Origin of the sequence: Methylococcus capsulatus str. Texas = ATCC 19069, from assembly GCF_000424685.1 — a bacterium.
Classification (GTDB): domain Bacteria; phylum Pseudomonadota; class Gammaproteobacteria; order Methylococcales; family Methylococcaceae; genus Methylococcus; species Methylococcus capsulatus.
Map to the genome: position 1 here is coordinate 453771 of NZ_AUKJ01000016.1, position 16577 is coordinate 470347.

The 16577-nt window shown below is 62.3% G+C and carries 15 protein-coding genes and 1 pseudogene; 10 read left to right on the forward strand and 6 right to left on the reverse strand.

The window, feature by feature from the left end:
- Positions 1 to 134: 134 nt before the first annotated feature.
- The 3 genes from gndA to H156_RS0104265 all read left to right on the forward strand — a co-directional run bounded on the left by gndA (position 135) and on the right by H156_RS0104265 (position 3340).
- On the forward strand, positions 135 to 1652 hold the full coding sequence (gene gndA / locus H156_RS0104255) for an NADP-dependent phosphogluconate dehydrogenase (protein WP_017366277.1): 1518 nt from the start codon (positions 135 to 137) through the stop codon (positions 1650 to 1652).
- 104 nt (positions 1653 to 1756) lie between these two features.
- Positions 1757 to 2788, forward strand: a complete 1032-nt coding sequence (gene moaA, locus H156_RS0104260; protein ID WP_017366276.1) for a GTP 3',8-cyclase MoaA — start codon at positions 1757 to 1759, stop codon at positions 2786 to 2788.
- Positions 2789 to 2797: 9 nt separating this feature from the next.
- Positions 2798 to 3340 (forward strand): META domain-containing protein, encoded by a 543-nt coding sequence (locus tag H156_RS0104265; protein ID WP_017366275.1) that lies wholly within the window; start codon positions 2798 to 2800, stop codon positions 3338 to 3340.
- A 49-nt stretch (positions 3341 to 3389) separates the two neighbouring features.
- On the opposite strand, the pseudogene H156_RS17455 reads toward H156_RS0104265, so the two are convergent.
- From H156_RS17455 to H156_RS0104275, 3 genes and pseudogenes are all read right to left on the reverse strand, one after another.
- A pseudogene (locus tag H156_RS17455) lies at positions 3390 to 3674 on the reverse strand (transposase); the annotation flags it as partial.
- A 236-nt stretch (positions 3675 to 3910) separates the two neighbouring features.
- A complete protein-coding gene (locus tag H156_RS0104270; RefSeq protein WP_017366274.1) occupies positions 3911 to 4372 on the reverse strand; it encodes a hypothetical protein in 462 nt (153 codons plus the stop codon).
- 31 nt (positions 4373 to 4403) lie between these two features.
- Entirely contained in the window at positions 4404 to 4868 is a 465-nt protein-coding gene (locus H156_RS0104275) for a DUF302 domain-containing protein (RefSeq protein WP_017366273.1), read from the reverse strand.
- A gap of 16 nt (positions 4869 to 4884) precedes the next feature.
- Between H156_RS0104275 and mobA the strand changes: the two genes are divergently transcribed.
- Positions 4885 to 5493: a molybdenum cofactor guanylyltransferase MobA gene (mobA, locus tag H156_RS0104280; protein WP_017366272.1), complete on the forward strand. Its 609-nt coding sequence runs from the start codon at positions 4885 to 4887 to the stop codon at positions 5491 to 5493.
- On the opposite strand, the gene H156_RS0104285 is transcribed toward mobA, so the two are convergent.
- Together H156_RS0104285 and H156_RS15770 are read right to left on the reverse strand one after the other, a co-directional pair.
- Positions 5478 to 6548: an ABC transporter ATP-binding protein gene (locus H156_RS0104285; protein ID WP_017366271.1), complete on the reverse strand. Its 1071-nt coding sequence runs from the start codon at positions 6546 to 6548 to the stop codon at positions 5478 to 5480. The genes mobA and H156_RS0104285 overlap by 16 nt on opposite strands.
- Positions 6521 to 7447, reverse strand: a complete 927-nt coding sequence (locus H156_RS15770) for an FIST N-terminal domain-containing protein (RefSeq protein ID WP_017366270.1) — start codon at positions 7445 to 7447, stop codon at positions 6521 to 6523. Before H156_RS15770 ends, H156_RS0104285 begins: the two co-directional genes overlap by 28 nt.
- A 174-nt stretch (positions 7448 to 7621) precedes the next feature.
- Between H156_RS15770 and H156_RS16955 the strand changes: the two genes are divergently transcribed.
- From H156_RS16955 to H156_RS0104320, 6 genes are all read left to right on the forward strand, one after another.
- Entirely contained in the window at positions 7622 to 8056 is a 435-nt protein-coding gene (locus H156_RS16955; RefSeq protein WP_154656649.1) for a hypothetical protein, read from the forward strand.
- A 310-nt stretch (positions 8057 to 8366) separates the two neighbouring features.
- Positions 8367 to 8726, forward strand: coding sequence for a hypothetical protein (locus H156_RS0104300; protein ID WP_026597577.1), 360 nt, complete (start codon positions 8367 to 8369; stop codon positions 8724 to 8726).
- A 108-nt stretch (positions 8727 to 8834) separates the two neighbouring features.
- Positions 8835 to 10052, forward strand: a complete 1218-nt coding sequence (locus H156_RS0104305) for a TolC family protein (protein WP_026046068.1) — start codon at positions 8835 to 8837, stop codon at positions 10050 to 10052.
- On the forward strand, positions 10049 to 11284 hold the full coding sequence (locus H156_RS0104310; RefSeq protein WP_017366266.1) for an efflux RND transporter periplasmic adaptor subunit: 1236 nt from the start codon (positions 10049 to 10051) through the stop codon (positions 11282 to 11284). Before H156_RS0104305 ends, H156_RS0104310 begins: the two co-directional genes overlap by 4 nt.
- Positions 11285 to 11311: 27 nt before the next feature.
- Positions 11312 to 11926, forward strand: a complete 615-nt coding sequence (locus tag H156_RS0104315) for a cation efflux transmembrane domain-containing protein (RefSeq protein WP_026046067.1) — start codon at positions 11312 to 11314, stop codon at positions 11924 to 11926.
- A gap of 41 nt (positions 11927 to 11967) precedes the next feature.
- Positions 11968 to 15108, forward strand: a complete 3141-nt coding sequence (locus tag H156_RS0104320) for an efflux RND transporter permease subunit (RefSeq protein ID WP_017366264.1) — start codon at positions 11968 to 11970, stop codon at positions 15106 to 15108.
- A gap of 221 nt (positions 15109 to 15329) precedes the next feature.
- On the opposite strand, the gene H156_RS0104325 is transcribed toward H156_RS0104320, so the two are convergent.
- Positions 15330 to 16451, reverse strand: coding sequence for a lactonase family protein (locus tag H156_RS0104325; protein WP_017366263.1), 1122 nt, complete (start codon positions 16449 to 16451; stop codon positions 15330 to 15332).
- Between the last annotated feature and the right edge of the window lie 126 nt (positions 16452 to 16577).

Genomic DNA, 16577 nt, shown 5'->3' on the forward strand with positions numbered 1-16577 from the left:
AGTCGCAGCCGTATAGTAGTGCATGTGCCGACTTTTTTTCAGACAGCGCAAAAACCGGGGAGGTTCCCGCCTTTACTCGCCGCGCAAAGCGTTCTAAGGTGACTTCCGAATCTTGCCTTTCGGAGCTTGTCGTGATGAAGAACGGGAATGCTGACGTCGGACTCATCGGCCTGGCCGTGATGGGCCAGAATCTGGCCCTCAACATCGCCGATCATGGCTATACGATCGCGGTTTACAACCGCAACTACCAGCGTACCCAGGAATTCATGGCCCATTGCGAACGCGCGGAGCCGTCACGGGTACGCATTCGTCCCTGCGCCGAATTGGCGGAATTCGTGCAGGCCATCGCAAGGCCGCGGCGCATCATCCTCTTGGTGAAAGCCGGTGCGGGAACCGATGCCGTGATCGGCCAGCTGCTGCCGCTGCTGGACCCGGGCGATCTCGTCGTCGATGGCGGCAATGCCCATTGGCTGGACACGATCCGGCGGGAGCGGGAACTGGATGCCGCCGGGATCCGCTTCATCGGTTCCGGCGTCTCCGGCGGAGAAATCGGCGCCCGCTTCGGGCCCTCCTTGATGCCGGGCGGCAGTGCGGAAAGCTGGCGTTTGCTGGAGCCGGTCTGGCAAGCGATCGCCGCCAAGGTCGATCCGGCCACCGGGAAGCCGCTGGAGGGGGCGGCGCCCGGTCGTCCCGTGACCGGCGGCGAGCCCTGCACGGCCCTGATCGGACCGAACGGCGCCGGGCACTATGTGAAGATGGTGCACAACGGCATCGAATACATCGACATGCAGCTGATCTCGGAAGGCTATTGGCTGCTGAAGCACCTGGGCGGTCTGGAGTCCGGTGCCATCGCATCCATTTTCCGGGACTGGAACGAAGGCGAGCTTTCGAGCTATCTGATCGAGATCACCAGCGACATCCTGCAGCAGCAGGACCCGTCCGGCGACGGATTCCTGGTCGACAAGGTCCTGGATGCGGCGGGGCAGAAAGGCACCGGCCAATGGACCGCGGCCAGTGCGCTGGAGCAGGGCGTACCGGCCAACGCCATCGCCGAGGCGGTCTTCGCCCGGGCGCTGTCGGCCCTCAAGGAGGAGCGGGTGGCCGCGAGCGTCGTCCTGCAAGGCCCGGAGGTCCGGTTGGAGGCCGATACCGTTCACCTGGTCGAGGCGGTCCGGGATGCCCTGTACTGCGCCAAGATCTGCGCCTATGCCCAAGGTTTCCAACTCATGGCCCAGGCCCAGAAAACCTATGGTTGGCAACTGGACTTTGCCACCATCGCCCGCATCTGGCGGGGCGGCTGTATCATCCGCGCCCGTTTCCTGCAAAAGATCACCGACGCTTATGGTCGGGATGCCGCGTTGTCGAACCTGATGCTCGATCCCTATTTCCGCGATGCTCTCCATCGCGGCCAGGGCCACTGGCGGGAAATCGTGGCGCTCGCCGTCCGCAACGGGCTGCCGGTCCCGGCTTTCGGTTCGGCCCTGGCGTATTTCGACGGCTACCGCAGCGCCAGCCTTCCCGCCAACCTGTTGCAGGCCCAGCGCGACTATTTCGGCGCTCATACCTACGAACGCACCGACCGGCCGCGGGGCCGTTTCTTCCATCTCGACTGGCCGGCGCCGGATCGTCCCGAGGCGGAGGCCGGCGGCTGAATGTGTCCGCGAGAGGGTTCGCCGGAACGCGAATCCGCCCTGTGCAAGCTTCCGGCCGCTACCGGAGCTTTCAAGGCGCGGTCAACGATGGGAGAATACGCGGCATGACCGTTTCGCTCGTTCCCATGGCCAGCACTTCCGCGCCACCCTCCGGTCTGATCGACCGCTTCGGCCGCCGCGTCAACTATCTGCGCATTTCGATCACCGACCGCTGCGATCTGCGCTGCGTGTACTGCATGAGCGAGGAGATGGATTTCCTGCCACGCGCGCAGATTCTCACGCTGGAGGAGATTCACACCCTCGCCGCCGCGTTCGTGGCGCTGGGGGTCGACAAGATCCGTATCACCGGCGGTGAGCCGCTGGTGCGCAAGGGCGCCCTCGACCTGTTGCGGCGGCTCGGACGGCTCGAGGGGCTGCGCGAACTGGTGGTGACCACCAATGGCATGCGGCTGGCGCAGTCCGCCGCCGAGCTCAAGGACTGTGGGGTGCGCCGCATCAACATCAGCCTGGATTCGCTTCGACCCGAGCGGTTCCGGGCGCTGACCCGCGTGGGCGATCTGGCCATGGTCCTGCGGGGCATCGACGCCGCGGTGGCGGCCGGCTTCGAGCGGATCAAGCTCAATGCCGTGATCCTGAAGAACCGCAATCACGACGAGGTGGCGGATCTGGTCGGTTTTGCCGTGGACAAGGGCGTCGACATCAGCTTCATCGAGGAGATGCCCCTGGGATGGGTCGATGGCCGCGACCGCCTGGAAGGCTACTATTCGAGCGACGCCATCCGGAGTGATCTGGAGATGCACTTCAGCCTGCTGCCGACCCCCGAAACCACCGGCGGGCCGTCGCGCTATTTCCGGATCGCCGGGACCGACACCCGGGTCGGCTTCATCTCTCCCCACTCGCACAATTTCTGTGGCAGTTGCAACCGGGTGCGGCTCACCGCGGAAGGGAGGCTGCTGCTCTGCCTGGGCAACGAGCATTCCGTGGACCTCAAGCGGGTCGTGCGGGCTCATCCCGGCGATGTCGAGCGACTCAAGGGGGTGATCGCGGAGGCCATGAGCCGGAAGCCGGAGCGCCACGACTTCGATCTGGCCGCCCGACCGGTGATCCTGCGCCACATGAACGTCACGGGGGGTTGAAAAGGGGCGATGACGGCGCGGGGTTTCCGTCGTCGGGCGGATCGGTTCGGCCGGTGGCCGGTCGTTTCCCTGATATTGCTGTGCTTGGCGGGCTGTGCCGGCAAGCCGCCGGTAGCGTCCGCGCCGCAGCCCGTACCCGCCAAACCGGCCAGGCCGGTCGTGCAGAAGTCGCCGGAGCCGCTTGCCACCGACCGTCGGGAGGTATCCCCGGTGCCCGGCGTTCCGCTGTGGCGATGGGAGTCCTGGGATCAGCACGGCAAGATGCATCTGGTGTCCAAACCGGAAAAATACACCTTGCAATTGCTCGCCAACGGCTGGCTCAAGTTTTCGGCCGAATGCCTCAAGGGCGAGGGCATCTATGAGACCCACGGCGACCGGATCGTGATCGCCGTCACCCGGTCCGATGCCGGGCGCTGCCGGCCGGGGCCGACCGCCGAGCACTTCATTCAGTCGCTGGAGGCCGCGTCGCATTATCATCGGTCCGGCGGCCGCTTGTTCCTCGATCTGGGGCGCAACGGCGGCGGAATGAGCTTTTCCCTGTTGCCGGACTAGCCGTCGGTCGCAGCGGACCCGCGGAGGCATGACCGGCAGGGGCACCCCCGACCGCCTCGGCAAACGGTCGTCCCGTATGGCCGCGATCCACCGATACGTTCCCGACCTGGATCGGGTTGGCCGCACAGCGGTCCATCGCCTGTAGCGCGCCTTGGCGATCGGTCACCTCCGCCGTCGTCATCGCGATGGCATGCGGCAACCCTTGGGCATCCACCGCAGGATGACGCTCGATGGCCGAAACCTCTTTGCCGGCGTCGCAGCCTTTCCGACCGGCGCCGTCGGTGTTCTTGAAGCTCTGGGCATCAATGGTCAGAAAACGCGTCCTGGCCCGGCGCCTCATGGAACCGGACCTGGACACGCCCGCCACGGCCGGCCTTTTCCGGTGCCGCAGGTCAGCTCCCCGACGGCTTACGTCCGGCATCGGTCATGAACACGGAATCCGGGGTATTTGAAGACGACCCCTTGTGGCCACTGGCCTCTGGGCGTCTATCCAAGACGGACCTGGTCGGAGAGATGGACGGCCTGCGCATCATCGATGTTTGGGACAGACCCCCGGGCACGTCCTCCCGGTTATCCTCCCCTCTGGCCCCCGGCGCTCCCCGGCGTCTTTGGGAAACAGGTGTCGTTCGCGGCTGCCTTGGCGTCCTTGAGTTTCTTGCGCAGCTGTTCGGATTGCGGCGGATCGCGGAACACGGCGCCGCGTTCGCCCCCCATGCCGAACAGGTTGGTGAAGGTCACGGCCTGGTCGTATTCGTCGGGGGTCATCGCCTTGGCGACGACGTCGACGGCGCAGGCGCAGTGGTACATGTTGTCGTAGTTTTGACCGCCGTGTTCCTGCATGCACTGCAGAACGTATTCGACCCGCGTCAGCGTCGGGAAATCTCCGGTGCCCTGGGAGGCGGCGGGCTGCTCGGAAGCGGCGGAGGACTGGACCGTCGGCTGCACCGGTTGGGGATCACAGGCAGCCAGACCCGCCAGCAGCAGGGTCAGTGCAACGGGCCGGGTCGTTCTGGCAGGGAAGGTTTTCTTCATGGTCGTGTCGGATCGGTGAGAGGAGAGGAAACTAATTCTCGGCGGCAAAGTCGACGATTTTCTTGAGTTTTTCGTTCATGCCCCTGGCGAAATCGTCGAGGGGCGGGTTTCGGGTGGTTTCGGGCAAGAGATGCGCCGTGATCCGTGTGCGGCCGCCCTCGAAGCGGACGGCGACGTTGCAGGGCATCCAGGCCACCGCCGCCGGCTCGATTTCGAGCATCTGCCGGGCCAGGGTCAGGTTACAGAATTGCAGCGTGTCATAATCGGGAAAGTCTATCTGATCCCGCTGGCGTATCACACTGCCGATCTTGTTGTGGCCGGTGATCCGGAAATTCTGCTCGGTGATCGCCAGCTCCAGCTCGGCCATCACGTCGGCGTACGGTTTGGCGGTTTCCACTTCGTAATAGTCCGCGCGCCAGTCCGCCGGCTTCGAGGCGCAGGCGGACAAGACCGCTACCGCCAGGAGGGGCAGGTGCCGCATTGGTTTTTCGATCATCGTCAGGATTTGCGCCGTGAAATACCCTTCCCCCAAGATTACCGGATGCGTGCTGGCCGGCGGAAGAGGAAGCCGCATGGGCGGCCGCGACAAGGGCCTGGTGCCGTTCCGGGGCAGGCCGCTGGTGGTTTATGCGCTGGATGCCTTGCGGGCGGTGGCAGGGCAGGTGGTGGTCAGCGCCAACCGTAGCCGGGAAATTTACGCCGGCTTCGGCTGCCCGGTGATCGCCGACGCGAGCGGGGAATTCGAGGGGCCGCTGGCGGGACTCTTGAGCGCAATGGCCTGGGCCGACACGGAATTCGTTCTGACCGTGCCTTGTGATACGCCGCTGGTCACCGGCTGCATGTTGAAACGCCTGGCCGAGGATCAGGCAACGTCGGACTGCGACATCGCGGTGGCGCACGATGGCGAGCGCCTGCATCCGGTATTCCTCATCGCGCGGCGGTCCCTGCTGGCCGATCTCCAGGCATTTCTGGCTTCGGGGGAGCGCAGGGTCGAAGCCTGGCTGGCCCGGCACCGGACCCACCGGACCGACTACAGCGACGTGCCGGAGCTGTTCGCGAATGCGAATTCCCTCGAGGAGCTTAAGGTACTGGAAGCGCGCAGGGGTCAGCCCAGCGCCTGACCGGCCCCGTCGAAAAAATGCCAGTCTTCCGGCGCCATCCTGAGGCGGACGGCATCGCCCCGGGCAAAGGGCTGCAGGCCGGGGAGGCGGGCGATGAGGCAGGCCGGTCCCGCTTCATGGGCGAAATGCAGCAATGTTTCATGGCCGAGATATTCCACCTCCTGGACGCGGGCGGCGATCCCCTCGGACGATTGTTCCGCCAGCCGGACAGCTTCCGGCCGGATGCCGGCGACGGCCGTCTGTTTCGGCGCCTCCGTTCTTCCCGGCAGCGGGCAGCCGCCGAATGTGGGGAGGACGATCCGGCCGGAGTGCTCGAGCCGGACCGGCAGGAGGTTCATGGGTGGGCTGCCGATGAAGCCGGCGACGAAAGTGTTGGCGGGGTGCGCATAGAGATCGCGGGGCGAGGCGGCCTGTTGCAGCCGGCCGCGGTCCAGGACCGCGATGCGCCGGCCCAGCGTCATGGCTTCGACCTGGTCGTGGGTGACATAGATCATGGTCGTCCCGGTCCGCCGCTGCAGTTCGGCGATTTCGGCGCGAACCTGCACGCGCAGGCGGGCGTCCAGGTTGGCGAGGGGCTCGTCGAGCAGGAACACCGCGGGCTCGCGGACCAGCGCCCGTCCCATCGCCACGCGCTGGCGCTGGCCGCCGGAGAGCTGGGCGGGGCTGCGGTCGAGGAGCGGCGCAAGTTCGAGCATCGCGGCCACCTGCTCGATCCGGCGCCGGCGTTCGGCGCGGCCCATGCGGCGCATCTTCAGCGGAAATTCGAGGTTGCCGCGCACCGTCATGTTGGGATAGAGCGCGTAATCCTGGAACACCATGGCGACATTGCGCGCCGCCGGGGAGAGCGTGTTCACGTTGGTGCCGCCGATCCGGATCGAACCGGCGGTGGGGCGGTCCAGCCCGGCGATGAGCCGCAGCAGCGTGGATTTGCCGCAGCCCGAGGGCCCGACGACGACGAGGAGTTCGCCGCCGGCGATGTCGAGGCTCAGGTCCGACAGCGCGGGGAAGCCGCCCGGGTAGGTTTTGCTCAGGCCTTCGAGTGCGATGCTGCCCATGCGGAGTCGCCTGATCCGTTGCCGGCATAGCACTTCACCTGATTGCGGCCGGCATGCTTGGCTGCGTACAGCGCCCGGTCGGCGGAGCGGATCAGGAGGTCGCCGGTGTCGCCATGGCCCGGAAATGCCGCGACGCCGTCGGTGCCGCCGATCAGCCGCGCATGTTCCCGGAGCGCCGGCCGTCCGTTGATTTCCCGGACGATGCGGTGGGCGGTGTCGGCTTCGGTGACCACCACCCGTTCGTCGGTGACGGCGAAGTGTTCGGTCGTGAACGCTTGGAAAGGCGAGGGCGTGCTGAAAAGCGTCAGAACCGCGGCGTCGGTGTCGAAATGGCCGTCGAAATAGACCTGGGTCTTCGCGAACTTCATGCCGTCGCCGGCCGCCCCGCCGATCAGCGGAAGTTTGCCCAGAGCGTCCTGCAACACATGGGCGACCTCTTCCCCGCGAACCGACAGGCCATCGATCATCAAGAGGGCGAAACCGTTCTCCGGACGCGCCCCTGGGGCCGAAACCTCGAGCCGTTGCAGGAGTGCTTGCGCCAGGGCATAAGCTCTGGCTCCGTCGAATTGCCGCAGACCGGTCAGGATGTCCGCCACCGCATGGAAGCTCGCGCCCGCCAGGCTGTGGTCGCGGTAGCCGGCCGGTCCGATTTCTCCCGCCGTGGTGCAGCCGACGACGGGGATTCCGGCGAACAGGCGGCGTATTTCAGCGGCGATCGCATCGAGATCGTATTCGCTGGAGCAAAAGAACGTCACGAGTGCCGGCTGTTGGGACGCGACGCCCGCATGGAATTCACGCACGGCTTCGCGGGGGTCTTCAGCGCAGGATTGTGCGATTCGGATGGAGGACGAACCCGCTTCTCCCGTGCCTGAGCGGACATCCCGGTTTTTCATGAGCATGGGGGGCCAGATATCCTAGCCATTCCGTCGATTGAGCTGGCTGACATGAGCGTTATCCCGACAGCGAAAATCCATAAATGCAAGTGACACCGCGGTGACCTTACAATTGTATACGACTTGACATATCTGGCTGTCTGGATCAGCATGCAAGCGGGCCTGGGGGATTGTCCAATCGTGCTGAACTTGTTCAGATACAGAAGACGTCGATGCTGGATAGGCTTTCTGGCGTTGACGTTAATCGCCTTGCAGGTGTCGTCCTTGCTGCGGGTGAGCTGCAACGGGCGTGTGACACCCGAGGAACATCCTGTCTCGCTGGATTGTGCGGGCCAATCCTCCCATATGCATGAGGGTGGCGGTCATCGTGTCCCGGTATTGCTGGATTGTGCGGCCCATCCGTGTATAAACGCCTTTTCCGGCAGCGACGACGATGCCGTCCTGAAAAAAGAAAACCAGCCTGAGTTGGTTATCTGGATAGCCATGGCTATCCTTCAGACGCTGATATCCGTCGCGCTTCTTGAGATTTGCAGTTACTCGCGTCGTTCACGCGATTTCCGGCTGCGAGAGCGCGAAATCCCCCTTATCTATCGATTCTGCAGTCTGCTCAACTAGCCCCTTCCCGTCTAAAAGCCTCGAGATATAAGGTTTTTACGACGAGGAGTGGCTATGTCTTTGTTACGCCGGATTTACCCGGCAAACTCAAATTCGTTCATTGCGGCGCTTTATGTCATCGGGGCTTATCCGAGGAACGCGTTCGCCCGCAAAAAACCGGGGGCTGAACGGATGCCATCAGAGGTCGCAGGTCCGTTTTCCGAACATCACGCAGAAATCAAGGAGGTAACATTAGGCGGACAGTTAATAATATGTTGTGTTTGAATAAATAATCCGGTAATCAATCTAAAATAGGTCAATGAGGTATGCCATGAACAAAATGATCAAAACATTAGTGCCAGTTGCTATAGTCCTTGGGATGCTGGCGAGTTGTGCCCAACCGAATCTTCATCCCATGGACATGACCGCGGCGGTACAGAGCGCCAAGACCAGAGCCGATCACGAAGCGCTGGCGGCGCATTATGAGCAAGCCGCCCAGGAAGCGGTGAGCAAGATTGACGAGCACAAGAAGCTGCTCGAGCAATATAAAACGCGGGGCTATCTTTATGGAAAACAAGCCTTGAACTTACAATCTCATTGTGAAGCGATTATTCGATCTTATCAGCAGATTGCGAATGCCAACTCGGAGATGGCAAAAACGCACCGGCAGTTGGCCGAAAGTGCGAATTGATCGGTAAGACCAAGGGGCGCGGCAGAAGCGGGCTTTCAGGTCTGTCGCGTCACTCCAGGTGGTTATTTCATTGATGAGATATGGCATATAGCGCGGAGGACAGGCGCCGTGAAATCCGCATTACTCTGGTTGGGGCTGATGTGGCCCGTTTTCGCTGCCACTCAGGTGAACCTCCCGCAGGTGTCACTGGAGCAATTGATCCAGGAGGCGCGGGACCATAACCCGGAGATTCACGCCATGCGCCAGCGATGGGAGTCCGCCAGAGCGGTGGTTCCGCAGGTGCAAACTTTGCCGGACCCCAAGATTGCCGTCGGGTACACCGATATAGCCCCGATGAAGGGCCCGATGTACGGGATAAGCCAGGAAATCCCCTTTCCCGGCAAACTGGCTCTCAAGGGTGAAATTGCCTCACGCGAAGCCGAGCGTACCGAACAGGATTATCTGGCGACCCAGTTGACTGTCATCGCGCGCTTGAAAGAGCTGTTTTACGAACTTTGTTTCATCCATAAATCCAACCAGGTCATCACCAAGAACAAGTCTCTGCTGGAGGGTTTCGCGAAAACCGCGGAGGGACGTTATTCGGTCGGACAGGCCGCCCAGCAGGACATCTTGCGGGCGCAGACCGAAATATCTCGTCTATTGGCCCGCTTGGCCATACTCGAGCAGCGCAGGCAGTCTCTGCATGCCGAAATCAACCGCATCCTGAACCGCTTGCCCAGCGATCCTTTGGGCGCCCCGCAGGAAATTCGGATCACGCCGATGAGGCATGCGCTCACGGAGTTGAACACCTTGCTGGAGCAGGGCTCCCCGCTGCTGCGCGGCCAACAGAAGGGTCTCGAACGCGGCAATCAGGCCGTCGCGCTGGCGAACCGGCAGTATTATCCGGACTTTGAACTGGATGCACGGGGACAACACGATACCGCCATGCATGCGGAAGGCTACCAGGTCATGTTGCGCGTTCAGGTTCCGCTTTATTTCGCCACCAAACAGCGGCAAGGCGTGCGCGAGGCTGTCGCCAGCCGCGAGGCTGTTTTTCAGGATCTGCAAGCGCTGCGTCAGGACTTGTTGGCCCGGATCAAAGACAACGTGGCGCAGGCCGAGCGGGCGGAGCAACTCGTCAGGCTGCTGAGAGACGGCATCATTCCCCAGTCCCGGCTTACGCTGGCCTCCGCCCAGGCCAGCTATGCGGTCGGCAAAGTGGATTTCCTCACCCTTCTCAACAGCCTGCTGACGCTTCAGGAAAACGAACTGGAGTTTCACGGCGAGATAACCGAGCACGAGAAGGCACTGGCGCGGCTGGAAGCCATCATCGGAGAAACGCCGTGACCTTTCGCTATCGGGACGTGCTTGTCGGCGCAGTCCTGGGGTCGGTCGTCACCTTGGCCTTGGTCCTGCTCTTCCGCGCGGATCACCCGAACCTACGGCAGGCATCGCCCGCCGATGGAACGGAAAAACCGGCTCAGGGTGATTGTGGAACGGCGGTGGAGCTTCCCGCGACAGGGGAAGATCATGCAGGCCATGTACAAACCTCGACGGCACCTGAAAACTCCCTGGTCATCAGCCCGGAGCGGCTGCAATCCGTCGGCGTCAAGTTCGAGCCCGCGGCGCGGCGCCTCCTGGAGCGGACGATCCGCACGGTGGGCAGGGTGGAGGTCGACGAGCGGCAGCTCTCCCGTGTCACCGTCAAGCTGGAAGGCTGGATCGATCGGCTGTTGGTCAATACCACTGGAGCGTCGGTCAGACGGGGCCAAGTCTTGTTCACGCTTTACAGCCCGGAACTGGTGGCTACCCAAGAGGAGTACCTGATTGCTCTTCGCAGCATCGAAACCTTGGGCGAAAGCGAGTTCCCGGAAGTTGCGGCCGGTGCAAGCGCCTTGTTGGAAGCGTCACGCCGCAGGCTGTTGCTTTGGGACATCCACGAAAGCCATATCCGTGACCTGGAGCGTACGGGGAAGGTATGGACGACCTTGCCGATCCACGCGCCACGCAGCGGCACGGTCATCAACAAGATGGCGGTGGAGGGCTTGCAGACAAAGCCGGGGGATGAGTTGTACACGATCGCCGATCTGTCCCGCATCTGGATCATGGGCGACATTTACGAGTACGAAATGCCCCTCGTTTCCGTCGGTCAAGTCGCCAGCGTGAGTCTGTCCTACGTGCCGGAAGTCTCTCTCCAGGCGCGCATTGGCTTCATCTATCCCACGGTAGACCCGCAGACCCGCACCGCCAAGGTTCGCTTCGAGTTGGACAATCCGGGCGAACGGCTCAAACCCGGCATGTACGCCAATCTGGAACTGAAGATTCCACTCGGTATGCGATTGGTCGTGCCCAAGGATGCGGTCCTGGAATCCGGGGAGCGGCAGATCATTTTTATCCATCTCGGCGGCGGTCGGCTCGAATGGCGTAACGCCAGGATCGGGCTTCGCAGCGGAGACTGGGTGGAAGTCCTGGAGGGTACTCGGGAAGGCGAACACGTCGTGACCTCGGCGAATTTCCTCATCGACTCCGAAAGTCGGTTGAAATCGGCGGTCGGTGGCATGCCTGGCATGAAACATTAACTTTTTTATCGATCGGGGTTTTTTCTCATGAGTGGTTGTTGCGATGACGGCTGTTCTTTGGATCGGCTGCGCGAACGACAGCGAGGAACGTTACAGATCGTTCTCGGCATCAACGCCGCGATGTTCCTGGTCATCGTCGCCGCTGCCTTCTATGGAAAGTCATCCGCCCTGTTGTCCGACAGTCTCGATAATCTCGGAGACGCGCTGACCTATGGCCTTAGCCTTCATGCCGTTTCAAGGGAGCGTGTCGTCAAGGCCAAAGTAGCCTTGTTCAAAGGCGGGCTCATTTTTCTGGCCGCCTGCACCGTGGCCGTTCAAATAGCTTTCAAACTGAGTGCCCCCACCATCCCCCTGTTCGAGGTTATGGGCGGCTTTAGCCTTCTAGGCCTTGCCGCCAACTCCCTTTGCCTGTTCCTTCTATGGCGCCATCGCCGTGACGACGTGAATATGAGTTCGGTGTGGGAGTGTTCGCGAAACGACATTGCATCGAATCTGTCCGTTTTTATCGCGGCCGGCGCGGTTTGGTTCAGCGGATCGGGCTGGCCCGATATCGTCGTCGCGTCCTGTCTCGTGCTGCTCTTGATGCGCTCCGCCCTTGGCGTCATGACCGCAGCAAAGGCGGAGATGAGAGCGGCAAGCTAACGCTGACGCGAACCTTCGGATCGGAACCATGAGGTAACCGTGTGGTAGAAAAACTCATCGAGTTCTGCGCCAAGAACCGCTTTATCGTCTTTCTGTTGGTCTTTGGCTTGGCCGCCGGCGGCTTTTGGGCCATGAGGAACACCCCCATCGACGCCCTGCCGGATCTATCCGACACTCAGGTGATCGTCTATACCCCATGGATGGGGCGCTCGCCGGACCTGGTGGAAGACCAGATCACCTATCCCATCATCACCGCGTTGCTGTCCGCACCCAATGTGACGGTCGTGCGGGGATTTTCGGACTTCGGTTACTCCTACGTCTACATCCTGTTCAAGGACCGCACCGACATCTATTGGGCGCGCTCCCGTGTACTGGAATATCTCAACCAGCTCTCGGGACGTCTGCCGGAAGGGGTGACACCTCAGCTTGGCCCGGATGCTACGGCGGTGGGTTGGGTATTCCAGTATGCCCTCGTGGATGAAACCGGCCAGCAAGACCTGGGTTCGTTGCGTTCCTTTCAGGACTGGTATCTGCGCTATTGGCTGCGGAGCGTCGACGGCGTGGCCGAGGTCGCCAGTGTGGGGGGCTTCGTGCGCCAGTACCAGATCAATCTCGATCCCACCAAGGTACTGGCGTACCGGCTCAACCTCAATGAGATCATCGAGAAAGTGCGGATGAGCAATCTCGATGTGGGGGGGCGTGTCGTGGAGTTCTCCGGGGTGGAATACATGATCCGGGGTCGCGGTTATATCAAATCGACCGCCGATATCGAGCAGATTGCGGTAGGCGTGAATCCGAACGGAACACCCGTCCTGTTGCGCGAGGTCGCCACGGTTACCCTGGGTCCGGATATGCGGCGTGGGCTGGCGGAATGGAACGGCCGGGGCGAGGCGGTAGGCGGCGTCGTCATCATGCGCTACGGCCAAGATGCCTTGGAGGTGATCGACCGCGTCAAGGCCAAGCTCAAGGAAATCGAGCCCTCTCTCCCCAAGGGTGTCAGGATCGTCACCGCCTACGACCGCAGCGACCTGATCAAGGAATCGGTGGCAACGGCCGCCGAGAATTTGACCGAAGAGCTGGTCGTCGTCAGCGTACTGATCATCGGATTTCTGCTCCATATCCGCTCCGCTTTGATTCCCATCATCACTCTGCCTCTCGCCATCCTTATTGCGTTCATCCCGATGTACTGGCTCGGTGTCGGCCTGAACATCATGTCCATCGGCGGCATCATCGTCGCCGTGGGCGATATGGTGGACGCGTCCATCGTCATGGTGGACAACGCCCACCGTCGGCTGGAGGAATGGGAGCGGGGTGGAGGGGTGGCGGAGCGCAATCGGGTCCTCATCGATTCCGCCAAGGAGGTTGGTCCGCCGATTTTCGCCTCGCTCCTGGTGATCGCCGTTGCCTTCATGCCGGTGTTCACCCTGGAGGCTCAGGAAGGCCGATTATTCAAACCTCTGGCGCTGACCAAGAACCTGTCCATCGCCATGAGCGCGGTGCTGGCCGTTACGCTGATCCCGGCTCTTCTATCCCTTTTTATTCGGGGCCGGATCATTCCGGAGCGGCGCAATCCGGTCAGCCGAATCCTGCAAGCGCTTTATGTCCCGATACTGAGGCTGGCGCTGCGCTATCGGGCGCTGGTGGTGGTACTCGCCCTCCTGTTGATGGCCAGCATCGCCGTACCGTTCCAGCGCATGGGTTCGGAATTCATGCCGCCATTGTACGAAGGCACCATTCTCTACATGCCGACCACATTGCCCGGCATCTCGGTGACCGAGGCCGGGCAGCTCCTGCAACAGATGGATCGCAAACTCATGGCATTCCCCGAAGTCGAGCATGTGTTCGGCAAATCCGGCCGTGCCGAGACCTCCACCGACCCGGCCCCGTTCAGCATGATGGAGGTGGTGGTGGAGCTCAAACCGAAGGAGCAGTGGCGAGAAGGACTGACCTACGAAGACCTGATCGCCGAAATGGATCGCGCGCTGCAATTCCCCGGGGTGACCAATGCCTGGACCATGCCGATCAAGGCGCGCATCGACATGCTCACCACCGGTGTGCGCACCCCCGTAGGCATCAAGATCTTCGGGCCGGATCTCAAAAAGATAGAGGAGATCGGAAAAGCCATCGAGATGATCGCCAAGGCGGTCCCCGGCACCCGCAGCGTTTACGCGGAACGGGTTTCTGGCGGCTATTTCCTGGACTTCGCGATCAAGCGCGACGAGATCGCCCGCTTTGGGCTGACCGTCATGGATGTGGGCAAGATCATCGAGTCCGCCATCGGAGGGGAAAGCATCACCACCACCGTCGAGGGGCGCGAGCGCTATCCTGTCAATCTGCGCTATCTCCGGGAACTGCGAGATGACCTGGACAAACTGGGCCGTCTGACCGTCAGTACGCCCAGCGGTGCCCAGGTGCCCCTCGCCCAGCTCGCCGATTTACGGATGGTCAGCGGGCCGGCGATGATACGCGACGAGGACGGCATGTTGTCCGGTTATGTTTATGCGGACATGGCCGGGCGGGACGTAGGCGGTTACGTGGAAGACTTAAAGCGCGTGGTGAAAGAGAAAATCGAGCTGCCCGCGGGTTATACCCTGATTTGGTCCGGACAATACGAATTCATGGAGCGGGTCCGGCAAAGGCTCACGATTTTCGTGCCGTTGACGCTGGCCATCATCTTCGTACTGTACTACTTCACCTTCCGTTCAGTGGCGCAAACCCTCATGGTCATGCTGGGTGTGCCGCTGGCGCTTGTGGGCGGCGTATGGGCGTTGTACGGGCTCGGTTACAACTTGAGTATCGCCGTGTGGGTGGGACTGATCGCTCTGGCCGGTGTCGCCGCTGAAACCAGCGCGGTCATGCTGGCCTACCTCGACGAAGCTGTCCGGCGGCGTCGGGACGCCGGCCAACTACATTCGCTGGCGGATCTGGTGGAAGCCGTGCAGACGGGCGCCAGGGAGCGCATCAGGCCGGTGATGATGACAGGCCTGGCCAATATCGTTGGCCTGTTCCCGACCATGCTGGCGACCGGTACCGGCGCGGATGTGATGAAGCGCCTGGCGGCACCCATGATCGGCGGCATAGGTTCGGCCATGTTGTTGACATTGCTGGTCATTCCGGCGATTTACGTCATCTGGCGATGGCACGGCGACATAAAGTCGATCGCCGAAGAGGCAAGGGCTTGAGGTGACCGGGATAGGGGGCAGTACCTGATCAGGTTGGCGCCGGCATGGAATTCCCGCGCGGCTTTACGTAGATCGGCGGAGTAGTACCTTACTCGGACTCGGCGGCCATTCGACAACAGCGGTTCCTCGTCATGGCAATCACGGCGGATCCAGCAGGCGGCGACAGGCGCGGGACGTCAGGCCCCGCGCTGTTGATCCAGGCACCGCGAGCGATCTACCTGCTAGCGGACGACGAGACCGGTGATGCCTGGGGGCAGGGCGCCCAGGCTCTGGAGCTTTTGCAGCGCGCCTCCCTTCAGGATGCGGTAAACGCCGATACTGTGGTCGCCACCGCTCAAGGTATACAGCATTCGGCCGTCGGTAGAAACGGCGAGGTCGGTGGGCCGGTTTTCCTCGGCTGCACGGGTGTGCAACAGCGACAGACGGCCGGCGGCATCGATCGAGAATGCGGAAATGGCGTTGGCGGGGGTATCGGCGGTGAAGGCGATGCGGCCCGTGGGTGTCGTGGCCAGCCAGCAGGCGGCGGTTTGTCCGGCCGCGACCGCTCCATCGATCAATTGGGCGGTTCCGTCTTCCAGCAATTGGTAGGACGACACGGTCGCGCCATCCGGGGCACCGCCCTGGGCTTCGGAAACGAAGAACTGGTCGCGCTTGCCGAAGGCAAAGCCGAAGGGCGTCGATCCGGCGGAATCGATCGAATGCCTGGCCTCCGGGCTGCCGTCCTCGTTCAGAGAAAATGTCGTGATTTTGTTGGTCGCTTTTTCGGTGACGACCAGGGCGTCGCCCCCGCGGTCGAAGCTGATCTGGGCCGGTGCCGTGCCGTCTCCGCTGAGCTTCTGGTGGGATTCGGGCAGGGGGTGCAGCTTGCCGGTGCGGTGGTCGAAGCGGAAGCCGAAGATGGAATCGTCTCCCGAGTTCACGACATAGACCCGATTCGGGCCGACGGCCACGCTGACGGGGGTGGTGCCTTCCTCACCGGCGCGGTCGATGAGTTGCAGCCCGTCCCGGTCGATCCGGAACACCGATAAGTCGTTGCTGCCCGCATTGACGGCGAACAGGTACCGCGCATTTGCGCTCAGTGCCAGAGCACCCTGGTTGCCGAGTCCGGAGCCGGTACCGGTTCCCCCGGTGGCGAAGCGGCCTGCCGGCTCCATTTGGCCGTTGCCGTGGTGGTGAAATGCGAGCACCTCGTTTCCATCGGCATTGTTGGACAGCGTGTATACCGTCTCCACCGGCGGATTTCCGGCGAATTTGGGGCGTTTGTCGGGATCGGCCAGGCCAATGCCCGGGATCAGCGATGCGAACGCAAATGCGGTGAAGGTGAGCTTGAATAGGGTCTTCATGACAGGCCTCGTGTGAATCGAAAAAGGTTCCCCCGGTAAGCCACGGGCTTTTCGGGCGTGGCCATTGTGCGTGGCCAAAAATCACGAATTCATCACGGAGCGCTCAAATAAATGTGACTGGCCTGT

Bases quoted from the DNA above. Each gene is read 5' to 3' on its own strand.
- gndA (WP_017366277.1), top strand. From the start codon at position 135: ATGAAGAACGGGAATGCTGACGTCGGACTCATCGGCCTGGCCGTGATG.
- moaA (WP_017366276.1), top strand. From the start codon at position 1,757: ATGACCGTTTCGCTCGTTCCCATGGCCAGCACTTCCGCGCCACCCTCC.
- H156_RS0104265 (WP_017366275.1), top strand. From the start codon at position 2,798: ATGACGGCGCGGGGTTTCCGTCGTCGGGCGGATCGGTTCGGCCGGTGG.
- H156_RS0104270 (WP_017366274.1), bottom strand. From the start codon at position 4,372: ATGAAGAAAACCTTCCCTGCCAGAACGACCCGGCCCGTTGCACTGACC.
- H156_RS0104275 (WP_017366273.1), bottom strand. From the start codon at position 4,868: ATGATCGAAAAACCAATGCGGCACCTGCCCCTCCTGGCGGTAGCGGTC.
- H156_RS0104285 (WP_017366271.1), bottom strand. From the start codon at position 6,548: ATGGGCAGCATCGCACTCGAAGGCCTGAGCAAAACCTACCCGGGCGGC.
- H156_RS15770 (WP_017366270.1), bottom strand. From the start codon at position 7,447: ATGCTCATGAAAAACCGGGATGTCCGCTCAGGCACGGGAGAAGCGGGT.
- H156_RS0104300 (WP_026597577.1), top strand. From the start codon at position 8,367: ATGAACAAAATGATCAAAACATTAGTGCCAGTTGCTATAGTCCTTGGG.
- H156_RS0104315 (WP_026046067.1), top strand. From the start codon at position 11,312: ATGAGTGGTTGTTGCGATGACGGCTGTTCTTTGGATCGGCTGCGCGAA.
- H156_RS0104325 (WP_017366263.1), bottom strand. From the start codon at position 16,451: ATGAAGACCCTATTCAAGCTCACCTTCACCGCATTTGCGTTCGCATCG.